This window comes from Streptomyces sp. ISL-94 (genome assembly GCF_018614075.1).
Lineage (GTDB): Bacteria > Actinomycetota > Actinomycetes > Streptomycetales > Streptomycetaceae > Streptomyces.
Genome location: NZ_JAGGOZ010000017.1, coordinates 33,295 through 48,004, shown reverse-complemented (window position 1 = coordinate 48,004; position 14,710 = coordinate 33,295). Strand labels below are relative to the sequence as shown.

General features: G+C 71.2%; 13 protein-coding genes. 2 read left to right on the top strand and 11 right to left on the bottom strand.

Features of this window, described 5'->3' with window-relative positions:
• The first annotated feature begins 102 nt into the window (after positions 1–102).
• Positions 103–642 (top strand): hypothetical protein, encoded by a 540-nt coding sequence (locus J7E94_RS06570; protein ID WP_215013148.1) that lies wholly within the window; start codon positions 103–105, stop codon positions 640–642.
• Between the two features lie 143 nt (positions 643–785).
• On the opposite strand, the gene J7E94_RS06565 is transcribed toward J7E94_RS06570, so the two are convergent.
• The 9 genes from J7E94_RS06565 to J7E94_RS06525 all read right to left on the bottom strand — a co-directional run bounded on the left by J7E94_RS06565 (position 786) and on the right by J7E94_RS06525 (position 10,614).
• The gene (locus J7E94_RS06565; RefSeq protein WP_215013147.1) at positions 786–1,598 is read right to left on the bottom strand and encodes an HAD family hydrolase; all 813 of its coding nucleotides are present in this window, start codon (positions 1,596–1,598) and stop codon (positions 786–788) included.
• Positions 1,595–2,872, bottom strand: a complete 1,278-nt coding sequence (gene serS, locus J7E94_RS06560; RefSeq protein ID WP_215013146.1) for a serine--tRNA ligase — start codon at positions 2,870–2,872, stop codon at positions 1,595–1,597. Before serS ends, J7E94_RS06565 begins: the two co-directional genes overlap by 4 nt.
• A 524-nt stretch (positions 2,873–3,396) precedes the next feature.
• Positions 3,397–4,332 (bottom strand): prephenate dehydratase, encoded by a 936-nt coding sequence (gene pheA, locus J7E94_RS06555; RefSeq protein ID WP_215013145.1) that lies wholly within the window; start codon positions 4,330–4,332, stop codon positions 3,397–3,399.
• Positions 4,333–4,375: 43 nt separating this feature from the next.
• Positions 4,376–5,734 carry an iron uptake transporter deferrochelatase/peroxidase subunit gene (gene efeB / locus J7E94_RS06550; RefSeq protein WP_215013144.1) on the bottom strand — a complete coding sequence of 453 codons (1,359 nt, stop codon included), beginning with the start codon at positions 5,732–5,734 and terminating at the stop codon, positions 4,376–4,378.
• A complete protein-coding gene (locus J7E94_RS06545; protein ID WP_215013143.1) occupies positions 5,659–7,677 on the bottom strand; it encodes a copper resistance CopC/CopD family protein in 2,019 nt (672 codons plus the stop codon). Before J7E94_RS06545 ends, efeB begins: the two co-directional genes overlap by 76 nt.
• Before the next feature lie 22 nt (positions 7,678–7,699).
• Positions 7,700–8,191, bottom strand: a complete 492-nt coding sequence (locus J7E94_RS06540; protein ID WP_215013141.1) for a copper chaperone PCu(A)C — start codon at positions 8,189–8,191, stop codon at positions 7,700–7,702.
• Entirely contained in the window at positions 8,188–8,841 is a 654-nt protein-coding gene (locus tag J7E94_RS06535) for an SCO family protein (RefSeq protein ID WP_215013139.1), read from the bottom strand. Before J7E94_RS06535 ends, J7E94_RS06540 begins: the two co-directional genes overlap by 4 nt.
• A gap of 91 nt (positions 8,842–8,932) precedes the next feature.
• Entirely contained in the window at positions 8,933–9,664 is a 732-nt protein-coding gene (locus tag J7E94_RS06530) for a YcnI family protein (RefSeq protein ID WP_215013138.1), read from the bottom strand.
• Between the two features lie 110 nt (positions 9,665–9,774).
• The gene (locus J7E94_RS06525) at positions 9,775–10,614 is read right to left on the bottom strand and encodes a hypothetical protein (RefSeq protein WP_215013137.1); all 840 of its coding nucleotides are present in this window, start codon (positions 10,612–10,614) and stop codon (positions 9,775–9,777) included.
• A 275-nt stretch (positions 10,615–10,889) separates the two neighbouring features.
• Between J7E94_RS06525 and J7E94_RS06520 the strand changes: the two genes are divergently transcribed.
• Positions 10,890–11,333 (top strand): ATP-binding protein, encoded by a 444-nt coding sequence (locus J7E94_RS06520; RefSeq protein ID WP_215013136.1) that lies wholly within the window; start codon positions 10,890–10,892, stop codon positions 11,331–11,333.
• A gap of 153 nt (positions 11,334–11,486) precedes the next feature.
• Here the strand turns inward: J7E94_RS06520 and J7E94_RS06515 are convergent, their stop codons facing one another.
• Together J7E94_RS06515 and J7E94_RS06510 are read right to left on the bottom strand one after the other, a co-directional pair.
• Complete coding sequence (locus J7E94_RS06515; RefSeq protein WP_215013135.1) at positions 11,487–12,953, bottom strand: aminopeptidase P family protein; 1,467 nt, start codon at positions 12,951–12,953, stop codon at positions 11,487–11,489.
• Between the two features lie 131 nt (positions 12,954–13,084).
• Entirely contained in the window at positions 13,085–14,614 is a 1,530-nt protein-coding gene (locus J7E94_RS06510) for a PP2C family protein-serine/threonine phosphatase (protein ID WP_215013134.1), read from the bottom strand.
• Positions 14,615–14,710: the final 96 nt, after the last annotated feature.

Here is a 14,710-nt window from a genome sequence, read left to right as displayed (position 1 = left end):
CCACCGTGCCACCGCGGACCTGCTGATCGGCGGATGGTCCCGGCGGGCCCGCCGGAAGAGGCTTGAGGCATCACCAGCCGCCTCCTGAACAGGACTTGGAAGATGACCACACACATCGCGACTCCCGCTGCCCCCGCCGTCCCCGCCGTCAGCCGCCCGATCCGCTGGGCCGCCCATGGGGCCACCCTCACCCTCCTGCCCAGCGGCCTGTGGCGGATCGCCATCGCGGTCGGCATACCCGTCGGCTGGGGAGTCGGCAGCGGACTGGAGGCCGAACTCTTCCCGGGCGTGTGGTCCTTCTACCTGGTGGCCCTCAGCGCCTTCGCCGAGGGTTTGGGCCTGCTCACCCTCGGCCTCGTACAGCGCTGGGGCGAGGTGGTCCCCGGCTGGATCCCCTCGCTGGCGGGCCGCCGGATCCCGCCCCTCGCGGCCGTCGCACCCGCCTTGCTCGGGGCCGTAGCCGTCACCTGCATCACCGTCGGAGGTGCCTTCCACTGGAGCACGGCCATGGCGATGCCGGGGGCGCCCACCGGGGCCGGCTGGTGGCTCATGACCCTTTGCTACGCCCCGCTGGTGCTGTGGGGCCCGCTTCTCGCGGTCGTGACGGCCGCCTACTGGCGACGCCGCCGGATCCACGGCTGACGCGCGGAAATTCGCTGGTACGGGGCGTTTGCGAGGGGCAGAGTGAGTCGTGCGGGGAGCAACAAAAAGGTCCGGGGCAGCCACTTCGAGCGCGCCATCCGGCGCGGGCTGCCCCGGACCTCTCGTACTTGTGCGCCGTGCGGCTACGGGGCGCCCAGCAGTCGCTCCAGTACCACCGCGATGCCGTCCTCCTCGTTGGAGGTCGTCACCTCGTCGGCCACCGCCTTCAGCTCCGCGTGCGCGTTGGCCATCGCCACCCCGTGCGCTGCCCAGCCGAACATCGGGATGTCGTTGGGCATGTCGCCGAAGGCGATGGTCTCCGCGGCCTTCACGCCGAGCCGGCGCGCGGCCAGCGAGAGGCCGGTGGCCTTGGTCAGTCCGAGCGGAAGGATCTCCACTATGCCGGGACCGGCCATCACGATGTCGACCAGGCTGCCCACGGTCTCCCGGGCTGCCTTGACGAGCGTGTCGTCGTCCAGCTCGGGGTGCTGGATGTACAGCTTGTTCAGTGGAGCCGTCCACACTGCGGCGGTGTCCTCCAGGTAAAGGGCCGGGAGGCCCTCCTGCACCTGGTAGCCGGGCCCGAACAGGACGTCGCCGTCCACCCCGTCCCGGCTGGCCGCCAGGGCCAGCGGCCCGATCTCGGCCTCGATCTTCGACAGCGCCAGGCCGGCGAGCTGCCGGTCCAGCGTCACCGAGGTCAGCAGCCGGTGAGCGCCCGCGTCGTAGACCTGCGCGCCCTGCCCGCACACGGCGATCCCCTTGTAGCCGAGATCGTCCAGCACGCTCCGGGTCCACGGCACGGCACGGCCGGTGACGATGATGTGGGCCGCGCCCGCCGCGGTGGCCGCGGCGAGCGCTTCACGGGTGCGTTCCGAAACGGTGTCGTCGCCACGCAGCAGCGTGCCGTCGAGATCGGTCGCGACGAGCTTGTACGGGAACGGGGCCGGGCTCACTTGGTGATCGGCTCCAGGACCTCGCGGCCGCCCAGGTACGGACGGAGCACCTGCGGCACCCGTACCGAACCGTCGGCCTGCTGGTGGTTCTCCAGGATCGCGACGATCGTGCGCGGCACAGCGCACAGCGTGCCGTTCAGCGTGGACAGCGGCTGGGTCTTCTTGCCGTCGCGGTAGCGGATCGACAGACGGCGGGCCTGGAAGCCGTCGCAGTTCGAGGCGGAGGTCAGCTCGCGGTACTTGCCCTGGGTCGGGATCCACGCCTCGCAGTCGAACTTGCGGGAGGCGGAGGCGCCCAGGTCACCGGTGGCGACGTCGATCACCTGGAACGGCAGCTCCAGGCTGGTCAGCCACTGCTTCTCCCACTCCAGGAGGCGCTGGTGCTCGGCTTCGGCCTCCTCCGGCGCGACGTACGAGAACATCTCGACCTTGTCGAACTGGTGGACGCGGAAGATGCCGCGGGTGTCCTTGCCGTACGTACCGGCCTCGCGGCGGAAGCACGGCGAGAAGCCGGCGTACCGCAGCGGCAGCTTGTCGCCGTCGATGATCTCGTCCATGTGGTACGCGGCGAGCGGGACCTCGGAGGTGCCGACCAGGTAGTAGTCGTCCTTCTCCAGGTGGTACACGTTCTCCGCGGCCTGGCCGAGGAAGCCGGTGCCCTCCATGGCGCGCGGGCGGACCAGGGCGGGGGTGAGCATCGGGATGAATCCGGCTTCGGTGGCCTGCGCGATGGCGGCGTTGACCAGGGCCAGCTCCAGCAGGGCGCCCACTCCGGTGAGGTAGTAGAAGCGCGAGCCCGACACCTTTGCGCCGCGCTCGACGTCGATGGCGCCCAGCGATTCGCCGAGCTCCAGGTGGTCCTTGGGCTCGAAGCCCTCGGCGGCGAAGTCGCGGATGGTGCCGTGCGTCTCCAGGACGGTGAAGTCCTCCTCGCCGCCGACCGGGACGTCCTCGTGGACGATGTTGCCGAGCTGGAGCAGGAGCTTCTTGGCGGCCTCGTCGGCCTCGTTCTGCTCGGCCTCGGCCGCCTTGACGTCCTGCTTGAGCTGCTCGGCCCGCTTCAGCAGCTCCGCCCGCTCCTCCGGGGAGGCCTTGGGGATGAGCTTGCCCAGGGACTTCTGCTCATTGCGCAGTTCGTCGAAGCGCATGCCTGAGGACCTGCGGCGCTCGTCGGCGGAGAGCAGTGCGTCGACGAGTTCGACGTCCTCTCCACGGGCGCGCTGCGAGGCGCGGACACGGTCAGGGTCTTCACGGAGCAGCCGGAGGTCAATCACCCCTCCAGGCTACCGGGCTGGGGTTCCTGGGATCACACCGATATCACGCTGCGTGTCGCTATGTCCCAATTGCCGTGAATGGATAAGTCTTGGCGGTCGGCTGGAAGTGATCCCTCTCGGGCGGTCGATAAAGCGGCCCATTCCCCGAAAGGGGGCCCAACGCCGACGGCCGAGGAGGTCCTGAGCAGCACCGGAGGGCGTTCCTTGTCCACAGGAATTTCTGCTGCCCCCACCTTATCCACAGGCTGTGGGCTGCATCTGTGGACACGGAAATAGATCAATCGCGAGCGGCCGACCCTCGGGGCGAATCAGGGTTCAAACCACCCTCACACACTCATTCGGGTGGGAATGACTCGCCCCAAAGAGTTGATCCCTGATACGTGGGTGACGCCGTTCACCTTTCGCTCCCCAGCGCGAAACCTGGGTCGCCCGACCGATATGTCGACCTTGTCGTGCCGCTGTGTCGACTTGTCCCCAGGTCCCCCTCTTGGCCTGTGGATAACTCTGTGGACAGTGACGAAGTCCTACGGACGACCGTCGAGGCAGCGCGCCAGCCAGTCGGAGGCCGCCGTGAAGTCACCGTCGGAGGTACCCGGCCTGGGGGCACGCCCGTCACCCTGAGCGACGCCCGCGCGGGGATAGGAACCGAGGAAGCGGACGTGCGGGCACGTCCTCTTGAGACCCATGAGGGCCTCGCTGACGCGGCGGTCGGAGACATGGCCCTCGGCGTCGACCGCGAAGCAGTAGTTGCCGATGCCCTGGCCCGTCGGCCGGGACTGGATCAGCATCAGGTTGACCCCGCGCACGGCGAACTCCTGGAGGAGCTCCAGCAGCGCACCGGGGTGGTCGTCGCCGAGCCACAGCACGACCGAGGTCTTGTCCGCGCCGGTCGGGGCCGCGGGCCGGGCGGGCCGCCCGACGAGCACGAACCGGGTCTCGGCGTTCTCCGCGTCGTGGATCTCGGTGACCAGCGGGACCAGGCCGTAGGTCGCGGCGGCGAACTCGCCCGCGAAGGCGGCGTCGAAGCGGCCCTCCTGCACCAGCCGGGCGCCGTCGGCGTTCGAGGCGGCCGACTCCCACATCGCGTCGGGCAGATTGGCCCGCAGCCAGTTGCGCACCTGGGGCTGGGCCACCGGGTGCCCGGTGACGGTCTTGACGTCGGACAGGGCGGTTCCGGGCCGGACAAGCAGCGCGAAGGCGATGGGCAGCAGCACCTCGCGGTAGATCATCAGGGGCTCGCCGGCGGCCAGCTCGTCCAGGGTGGCGGTGACCCCGCCCTCGACGGAGTTCTCGATCGGCACCAGGGCAGCCGCGGCCTCACCGTTGCGCACGGCGTCCAGCGCGGCCGGCACCGACACCATCGGGATGAGCTCCCGGGTGGCGGCTTCCGGCAGCGTACGCAGGGCGGCTTCGGTGAAAGTGCCCTCGGGACCGAGATACGTGAAGCGGGTGGCCGACATGCGATCAGCCTAATGCCGGGGCAGCGCCCCGAGGGGTGCTTGTTCACCCTTCGAGCAGGCGTTGCCCTACGTACTCGCCGGTGCGCGGGCCGGGCGGGACCGCGTACAGGCCGCTGGACTCGTGCCTGATGAACTGCGACAGCGCGTCCCCGCGGTCGAGCTTGCGCTGGACGGGGACGAATCCGCGCAGCGGGTCGGCCTGCCAGCAGACGAAGAGGAGTCCGGCGTCGGGAGTGCCGTCGGCGCCGATCCCGTCGTGGAAGGAGAAGGGGCGCCGCAGCATGGCGGCCCCGCCGTTCTGCTCGGGGGCGGAGATCCGCGCGTGGGCGTTGGACGGGATGACCGGCTTGCCGTCGGGGCCGATCTTGTCGAGTGCCATCTCGGTGGTTTCGCCGCCGCCGGTCAGCGGCGCCCCCGTGGCCTTGGTACGGCCGATGACCTGCTCCTGCTGGGCGAGCGACTGCTTGTCCCAGTCGTCGAGGAGCATCCGGATGCGCCGCACCACCGCGTACGAGCCCCCGGCCATCCAGGAGTGCTCGGCCGGCCCGGGGCCCGCGCCGGGGACGAAGATCCGCTTGTCGAAGTCGGGCTCCGAGGGCTTCGGATTCCCGGTGCCGTCGATCTGCCCCATGAGGTTGCGGGCGGTCATCGGTGTGCCGGTGGCGCCGGGGGACCGGTTGAAGCCGTTCATCTGCCAGCGGACGCGGGCGGCGTCCCCGGCGTCCTTCTGCAGGGCGCGCAGCGCGTGGAAGGCGACGAGCCCGTCGTTCGCTCCGATCTGGACCCACAGATCGCCGTTGCTGCGCTGGGCGTCGAGCCGGTCGGACGAGAAGTCCGGCAGCGGGTCCAAGGCCACGGGACGCCGGGCGGTGAGGCCGGTGCGCTCGAAGAAGGAGTGGCCGAACCCGAAGGTGACCGTGAGGGAGGAGGGGCCGGCGTCGAGGGCGATACCGGTGTCGGAGGACCCGGAGGTCCCTCCCGCCATGAGCCTGCGGGCGGTGTCGGACCAGCGCCGCATCAGTGCGGCGGCCTCCGTACGGCCCGCGCCGCCCACGAGGTCGAAGGCGACGAGGTGACCCTTGGCCTGCAGGGGTGTGGTGATGCCGGCCTGGTGATCACCGTGGAAGGCGACCTGGGTGGCGCCGAGGGAGGTCAGGCTTCCGGCGGCCCCTGACCCGGAGCCGCTCCCGGAGTCGGCGAGCGCGGCGTGCGCCAGGGCGCCGCCCGTGGCGCCGAGCGCGAGCCCGGCGGCGCCCGCGGCGCCGACGGTGCCCAGCAGTCGGCGCCGGGAGATCTCGATGTCGGGGTTGCTCTCGGTCACGCTGTTCAGCCGATCTTCACGGTCTTCTGGACGGTCGTCTGGTCGATGTCGGAGGTGCGGAGGGTCACGTCGATGCGCCATTCGCCGGCGAGCGGCAACTGAACCCCGGACGCGGTCCAGTGTCCGGGGACGGCCTGCTCGGGGATGAGCGGCAGGGGACCGATGTCCTTCGCGGGAAGGGTGAAGGACACCTTGACCTCGGGGAGGTCGAAGGGCTTGCCGTCACCGGACTCGGCCCAGAGGTGCAGGGTGTTGGCTCCCACCCGGCCCGGGTCGAGCTCGAGGCGGATGGTGCCCTTGCCGTTCTGGCCGCCGGTGTCGAAGGGCAGGGTGACCTTGACGGCACGGTCGGGAACGGCGGTGGTGGCCCCGGCGCGGCCGGTCTCCCGTTCCACGGTGCGCCCCGGTTCGGTGCTGGTGAGGACCGTGGTGACGGCCAGCAGGACCACGGCGATGCCCGCCTCGGCGAGGACGGAGCGGCGCAGTCCGGCACGGTCCGGATCGGCGTCCCGGACCTGCTTCCGACGCGCGTTCTCACGGGCGGCCTGCTGCCGGGCGAGCTGCGCGGCGCGCTGGGGGTCGGCGGGGACGGCGACGGGCTGTGTTTCACGTGAAACATCGCGCGGCGCGAGGACCAGCGCAGCCCGCCCGGTGTCGACCTCAGCGGCTGCCTCGTCAGCCTCTCGGGCGTCGGCGTCGGCGTCGGCGAGCCGCGCGGTCCACCTCCGGGACACGGAGGCGATCCCCACGAGGACGGCGACCAGGCCGGCCTTGACGAGCAAGAGCCGTCCGTAGTCGGTGCCGGTGAGGGCGGACCAGCTGCCGAGCTGGCGCCAGGACTGGTAGACGCCGGTGGCGGTGAGCACCAGGACACTGACAAAGGCCACCCGGGAGAAGCGCCGGACAGCGGCCCGCTCGATACCGGGAATCCTGTGCAGGGCGATGAGCAGCGCGGCGAGCCCGCCCAGCCAGGCGGCGACGGCCAGCAGATGCAGGATGTCGGCGGGCATGGCGATGGCGGGCTGGATACCGGTGGAGGCGTGCTCCGACAGGGCCCAGGTGGCGGCGATGCCGCCGGACAAAACCGCGCCGCCGATGGCCAGGCCGAAGGCGAGGTCGCTGGTGTCCTTGGCCTCCTCGGCGGAGCCGGAGCCGGCCGCAGATTCCGAGTCGGAGCCGGACGCAGACGCGGAGCCCTGTACCCGGCGTGCGTAGACGCCGAAGAGCACCGCGATGAAGAGGGCCGCAGCGCCGAGCAGGAGCAGCCGGGAGACCAGGGAGGCGCCCGTCTTGGTTTCCAGGACGGCCTTGAGGGCGTCGAGGTCGAAGGCGTCGGCGAACTTCCCGGACCCGGTGTACGGCCCGCGGAGCACCAGCATCGTCAGGGTGGCCGCGGTCAGGGTGACCCAGGCGCGCAGAACCAGCTTCTGGAGCGGCCGCTCGGCGGCGCCCCGGCGCCAGCACAGCAGGATGAAGGCGGAGCCGCCGACGAGGACGGTGAAGCCGGCGTAGGAGAGGTAGCGGGCGATCCCGTACGCGATGCCGACCGGACCGCCGCCCGCCTGCCGGGTGGGGAGGGCGACCTCGGTGGCCGAGGGCTCGCCGACGGAAAAGGTGAAGGCACCGGAGACCGGGTGGCTGTCGGCGGAGACGGCCTGCCAGGCAACGGTGTAGGTGCCGTTGGGCAGGCCGGACTGCAGGGCGGTGCCGTAGCGGACGGTGCTCCCGCTGCACAAGTCGCGCAGTTCACCGGTGTCCACGCGCTTGCCCTTGGGGTCCAGGACGCGGATGGAGTCGTCGCCCATGGCGACCTGCTCCGAGAACGAGAGCGTGACCTGGGCGGGCGCCGTGGCGACCACCGCCCCGTCCTTGGGGTCGCTCGCGGTGAGTGCGGCGTGCGCCGTGGCCGGGGAGGCCGCGGTGAACAGGGTTGCCAGCAGGGCTGCGAGGACCAGCGCGAGCCGCGGCAGGAGTGCCGTGGCGCGGGTGCGGGCCAGGGAGGAGGCGGGGGCGGTGGCCGTCATGGAGTGTCGGTTCCTCGGTCCGTCAGTGGGCGCTGCCGGCGGTGGATGCCGGAGCCTGCGCGGTGTACGTCCGTTCCTTCACGTCGAGCTCGACCTTTACGGGATCGGCCTTCTCGAAGCGCAGCTCGACGGTGACCTTGTCGCCGACCTCGGGGGTGCTCTTGAGCCCCATGAACATGACGTGGCTGCCGCCGCGCTCCAGCCTGAGTTCACCGTGGGCAGGCACGTCCAGGGACGGGACCTGCTGCATCTTCTGGTCCTTGGTCTCGTGGATCTGGAGATCGTCGGAGAGCGTGGAGGTGACACCGGTGAGCCTGTCGGCGGTCTTGGAGTCGTTCTCGATGACCATGAACGCGCCGGCCATCTTGTCGTTGACGGGCTGCGGCATGAAGGCGCCGCTGACCTTCATCGAGGGCTTGGCCGCGTCCTCCGAGGAGGCGGAGCAGCCCGATATGGCGAGGGCTGCCGTCAGGGAGAAGGCGGCGGCCAGGGTGCGGGTGGTGCGGGCGGTCACGGGTTCTCTCCCTTGATGATCTCCGGCAGGTCCTTGGTGTAGTCGTCGACGGTGGTGCCCTCGCCGTAGAGCACGTAGCCCTCGTCCGTCTTGGGCGAGAACGCGATGACCTGGGCACCGTGCATGGAGACGACGCTGCCGTCGGCTTCCTTCGTGGCGGCCTCGATGCCGATGCCGAGCGAGCGCGCGGCAGCCTGGATGGTGGCGAACTGCCCGGTCAGTCCGGTGAAGGACGGGTCCTGGGCCTTGAGCCACGCGCCGAGGGAGGCGGGAGTGTCCCTTTCGGGGTCGGTGGTGACGAAGACGATCCGGAGGTTGTCCTGGTCCGCCTTCGGGAGCGACTTCTTGGCGACGGCGATGTTGCTCATTGTCAGCGGGCACACGTCGGGGCAGTTCGTGTAGCCGAAGTAGATGAGTGTCGGCTTGCCCTTGGTCTGCTCGCGCAGGTTCCACGGCTTGCCGGTGGTGTCCGTCAGGACCAGCTCCGGCTTGGTGAAGGGGCGGTCCAGGACGGTTCCGGCCTTGGCGTTGTTCTGGCCGCCGCTGATCTGGGTGACCGAGGCGGTCTTGGCGGCTTCGCCGCCGCAGGCGGTGAGGGTGAGCGCGGCCGCCGCGAGAAGAGCGGCGACCGTCACACGTGTGGTGCGCATGGAGATGTCCCTGGGATCGGGGAGGTGGAGGTTTGCGGATGGTCTTGAGCGCCTGGTCTACGGGCGCGGTGGATCAGGTGGATCAGGTGGATCAGGCGGAGCGGCGGCGCGAGACGATGCCGAAGGCGACTCCGCCCAGTCCGATGACGATGCCGGCGATGCCGAGGGCGCGCGCGGTCGTGTCGGAGCCGTGCTTGCCGACCGCCTTGTCGTGGCCGTGCCCGTCGTTCCCGTTCGTGCCGGAGTTCTTGGCGTCGACGTTCTTGTCACCGGCGTCGTGGTGGTCGTCCGCGCCCTTGGCGGCGGTCAGCTTCAGGACGGGAGCCGGCGTCTGCGGTTCCGCGGCGCCTTCCTTGGCCTCCTCGATCCAGCGGACGACCTCGTTGTTGTCGTACGTCTGGATCGCCTTGAAGACCATCTGGTCGGCGTTCTCGGGGAGCTTGCCGACGGAGACCGGGAACTGCTGGAACTTGCCGGGCTCGATCTTGCCGCCCGACCAGGTCACCTTGGTGACGGCCTCGTTGACCTGCTTGCCGTGCACGGTGAGCGGCTTGTCGAGCTTGCTCTTCTCGACCGTCACGGTCCAGCCGGGGATGTCCTGCGGCATGACGGACGTGAGTGGCTGGTCGATCGGGAAGTTGACCTCGAGCTGCGTGGTCGAGGCGTTGTCACGCTCGTTGGGGACCTTGAAGTTGATCGTCGCGTAGCCGCCCTTGATGGCCTCGCCGGGCTGCACGCTGACATGCGCGAAGGCAGGACCGGACAGGACGAGGACGGCACCGGCGGCGAGGGCGGCGGCGAAGGAGATGCGAGAGGTCTTCATGGCGGAAACACTCCACGGAAGCAGGGGCGACGGTGGCTCCGCGCACGGGCGCGCGCGGAGTTCGCGGCACCGGTGCTCCCACCGTGTGTCCCGGGGAGGAGGGTGCCGCGTCAGGCTGCGAGGGCGAGCGCCGTGGGCGGCCCACGCCTGATCACCGTGTGCTGGAGTGCCTCCCGGCCGGTCGCGGCCGGGGATGCCGCATCGGCCCGCGGGGCTCGCGGCCTCGCGGGCGCCCCCTTGAGTCCGGCGCCGAGGGCCCGTACGAAGGCCAGCGCGGCGCGCAGCGGCCGTACGGGATCGGCTTCGGCGGACAGCCGGGACAGCTCGACGAGCCGGAAGAGCGCGGCGTCGCCGCGGCCGAGCAGCCAGCCGGCGGCGAGCGCGGCCAGCAGGTGGGCGAGCAGCATGGCCGGGCTGAAGAGACCGGTCGCGGGCGTGGTGGTGGCGGCCTGCGCCAGGTGGGCGTGTGCGCCGTGGCCTTGTGCGGCCAGCCCTCCTGCCTGAGTGAGCTGACCTGCCTGTGCGGCGAGGGCGGCCGGGTCCAGGCCGGCGGTCTCCAGGATCTGCCGGGCATCGGCCGGGCTGAGCGGTACGGAATTGCCCCCGCACACCAGCCGGGCGGCGAACTCCGCGAGCGAGCCGTCGGAGGCCGCGGCCGGGGCCTGGGCCGTCACGGCGTCGTGCTGGCCGAGGCCGAACAGCACGTGCAGGGTGAGCTGTCCGGCGGTGAGCCCGGCGGCGATGCCGGGCAGCGTGCGCCGGCGTCCCGCGAGCGGGGCCGCGACCGCGAAGACGGCGAGGAAGCCGAGGGACAGCGACCACCAGGGCACGGTGGCGCACGATGCCAGAGCGTGCCCTGCGGCGGACAGCACGACACAGACCGCGGTGAACACCGCGGCCCGGATCAGCCGGAGGCCGGCTCCGGCGTGCGTCGCGTGGGGGGCAGTCATGGCCGGGCCATCATCGCACTGCGCTTGGACCCTTCCTACGGCAGGTCCGAAACATCCCTTGAGTCCCGCTCGAACGCCCCCGGGCACGCCCCGTGGAGGGCCCTCTCGTACGGCCCGTCAACCGCCTCCGCGGGCACGGCCGCAGGCACCCCACCGACCCGCCCGCCCCGCATACACCGATGCCCGGAGAGTCGCATCGGCCGAACGGGGGCAATGAGGGGTCCGACGGCCCCCCGGGCGCTTACGGTCCCCGGCTGGTGGCAATACGTAACCGTATGAGCATCTGGTGGTCTCTCCACTTGAGGCGCGAAGCCGCGAGCGTGCCGCTCGCCAGGCGACTGCTGCTGGGGACGATGGAGACCGCGGGGGTGGACCCGGACATCTCCTTCGATCTGTCGGTGGCGCTGAGCGAGGCGTGCGCGAACGCGGTGGAGCACGGCGGGTGCGGCGGCATCCCGGACGAGACCGAGGCGTACCACGTCACGGCCTATCTGGACGGGGACCGCTGCCACATCGAAGTGACCGATTCGGGTCCGGGGTTCCCGCCCGCGACGGTGGCCCCCCTCAGACCGTCGCTCGCCGAGCACGGCCGGGGCCTGCACCTGATCGCAGAACTCGCCGACCACGTCCGCCTCCGCAACAGGCCGGGCCGCGGTGCGGTGGTGAGCTTCGACAAGATGCTGAAATGGCGCGACGACGCGCTGCTGAAGGTGTCGTAGGACGCCGAAGGGCGGGCCCCCTGCCGGGAGCCCGCCCTTCGTCATGCGCGCGAGCGGGGTCGTCACCCAGGCGCCAGTCCACCAGTCCACGCGTCAGCCCGCGCGTCAGCTCATGCGACAGCCCGAGCGTCAGCCCATGCGACAGCCCCAGCGTCAGCCCTTGAGCCGCGCCATCCAGGCCTCGACCTCGACCGAGGTGCGGGGCAGTCCGGCCGACAGGTTCCGGTTGCCGTCTTCGGTGACGAGGATGTCGTCCTCGATCCGGACGCCGATGCCGCGGTACTCCTCGGGCACGGTCAGGTCGTCGGCCTGGAAGTACAGACCCGGCTCGACGGTGAGGCACATGCCCGGCTCCAGCGTGCCGTCGACGTACGCCTCGGTGCGCGCGGCCGCGCAGTCGTGGACGTCCATGCCGAGCATGTGACCGGTGCCGTGCAGGGTCCAGCGGCGCTGCAGGCCGAGCTCCAGGACGCGCTCGACCGGGCCCTCCAGCAGGCCCCACTCGACGAGCTTCTCGGCGAGCACGTGCTGGGAGGCGTCGTGGAAGTCGCGGAACTTCGCACCCGGCTTGACGGCGGCGATGCCGGCTTCCTGGGACTCGTAGACCGCGTCGTAGATCTTGCGCTGGATGTCGGTGTACGTGCCGTTGATCGGCAGCGTGCGCGTGACGTCGGCGGTGTAGAGGGAGTGGGTCTCCACGCCGGCGTCGAGCAGCAGCAGGTCGCCGGAGCGGACGTCCCCGTCGTTGCGGACCCAGTGCAGGGTGCAGGCGTGCGGGCCCGCGGCACAGATGGAGCCGTAGCCGATGTCGTTGCCCTCGACGCGGGCGCGCAGGAAGAAGGTGCCCTCGATGTAGCGCTCGGACGTGGCCTCCGCCTTGTCGAGGACCTTCACGACGTCCTCGAAGCCGCGGACGGTGGAGTCGACGGCCTTCTGGAGCTCGCCGATCTCGAAATCGTCCTTCACGGCGCGGGCCTCGGAGAGGTAGACGCGCAGTTCCTCGTCGCGCTCCTTGGTCACCTTGTCGGTGAGGGCGGACTCGATGACCGGGTCGTGGCCGCGCACGTTGCGCACCGGGCCCTCGGCCTCGGTGAGGGCCTCGGGGAGCTCGCGGACGTCCTTGGCGGGGATGCCCAGCAGCTGCTCCGCCTCGGTGAGGGAGTGGCGGCGGCCGACCCACAGCTCGCCCTGGCCCGACAGCCAGAACTCGCCGTTCTCACGGTTGGAGCGCGGCAGCAGGTAGACGGTGGCGGTGTGGCCCGTCTCCCCGGTGGGCTCCAGGACCAAGACGCCGTTCTCGGTCTGGTCGCCGGTGAGGTACGCGTACTCGGTCGAGGCGCGGAAGGGGTACTCGGTGTCGTTCGAGCGGGTCTTCAGGCGGCCCGCGGGGATGACGAGGCGCTCGCCGGGGAAGCGCGCGGACAGCGCGGCGCGGCGGGCGGCGGTGTGCGCGGCCTGCGCGATGGGCTCCAGCCCGTGCAGTTCGGTGTCCGCCCAGCCGGAGCGCATGCTCTCGGCGAGTTCGTCGCTGACGCCGGGGTACAGCCCGTTCTTGCGCTGCTTGTGCGTCTTCTTGGGCTGCTCTTCTTCCGGGGTCTCCGGGGTGAGCTCGTCAGCCACGTCTTCTCCTCAGCTACGACAGACACGGACCTGGGTGTGGACCACGTCCATCGTATGTGCGACCCGACGGCCCCCGGCGGGGCTTGTGCCCTATTGCACAAACGGCGGCAAACGCCATAAAAGGTTGCAGATTACTCGAATCGGGCGGCGAGAAGCACGATGTCCTCCGGGAGGTCGGCCGGCTCCTTCTCGGGCAGCACGGTCCGCAGGATGTGGTCGCAGAGGGCGGCCGGATCGTCCCGGGCGGTACGGGGCACCCCCGCGGCCGCCGCGTGCAGCCGGGCGTAGGCGCGGTCCATCGGGTCGCCGGTCCGGCGCAGCAGCCCGTCCGTGTACAGCAGCACCGTTTCTCCGGGGGCGGGATCGAGCTCCACGCTCGGCGCCTCCCAGCAGGACAGCATCCCCAGCGGCGCGGAGAGCGAGGTCTCCACGTACTCGGTACGGCGCTCGCCGATCAGCAGCGGCGGGGTGTGCCCGGCCCCGGCCAAAATGATCTTGCGCTGGGCGGGCTCGCAGTAGGCGAAGAGCGCGGTGGCCGAGCGCGCCGGCTCGGTGAGGCGCAGGAGCAGCTCCAGATCCGACAGGACGGCGACCGGATCCTCGCCCTCCATGACGGCATAGGCGCGCAGGGAGGCGCGCAGCCGGCCCATCGCGGCGACAGCGCTCGGCCCGGACCCGGTGACGGAGCCGACGGCCAGCCCCAGGGCACCCTCGGGCAGCGGCAGGGCGTCATACCAGTCGCCCCCGCCGAGCGGCCCGGTGTGGTGGCGGGCGGCGAGCTGGACCCCCGGGACCCGGGGCAGCCGGCTGGGCAGCAGCTCCTCGGCGACGATGGCCAGGCGCGAGCGGGAGCGCTCCACCTCCAGCATGCGGGCCAGGTGCTCGGCGGCGTGCCGCACGTACAGGCCGGCGAGGTCGCGTTGGCGGTCGTTGGGCTCGGCCTGCTCGTCGTAGAGCCAGACGGCCGCGCCGAGCCGGCCGGTGGCCTCCGCGGTCAGCGGCAGCGCGTAGCTCGCGGCGTAGCCGAGACGGGCGGCGACCTCGCGGTGACGGGGATCGACGGGGGCGGCGAACCCTCCGGCGCCGGCGGGGGCGTCCGGCTCGGGGAGCACTTCGGAGCCGCCGTGGGCGTCGGGGAGCCCGTCGAGGATGCGGCCGTACGAGGTCGCGCTGCGCGGGACGGTCTCGATGTGGCCGAGGTCGGCGTGGCCGAGGCCGAGGCCGATGGTGCTGGTGGGGCCGAGCCCGTCGGAGGGCTCCATGACGATCAGGCCGCGGCGGGCGCCGACGAGGGCGGCGCCGGCGCGCAGGAATTCGTGGAGGGAGGCGTCCAGATCGCCGGTGCGGGCCAGGCGCTCGGTGAGTTCGTGGAGGGTCGTGAGGTCCGAGACCATGCCCGCGAGCCGGTCCTGGATGAGACTGCCCGGGCCGGGTACGGGGGCCTGGGCCGGAGCGGTCCGTGCGGGCGTGGGCGGCACAGTGTGCGGTGACGCCGTAACTGCTGAATCGATTCCAGCCACTTTCGGCAGATGCGGGGCGCTCATGGCGTCCGCCTTTCCACCTGGTGCGATTCGCCATATAGCATCGCAAACCCCCAGATCGTGCTGCGCCGCCATCAAGGAATCCACATCTACACGCACACACGGATGCATGTCCAGCATCGCCCAGGTGGGAATCCTGGTGTCCGTGGGACGGCAACTCACCGTCCGGCCAAGGCTAGAACTTGTCCGGAAAAAGCTGGGAGCCGACGGTTTTCG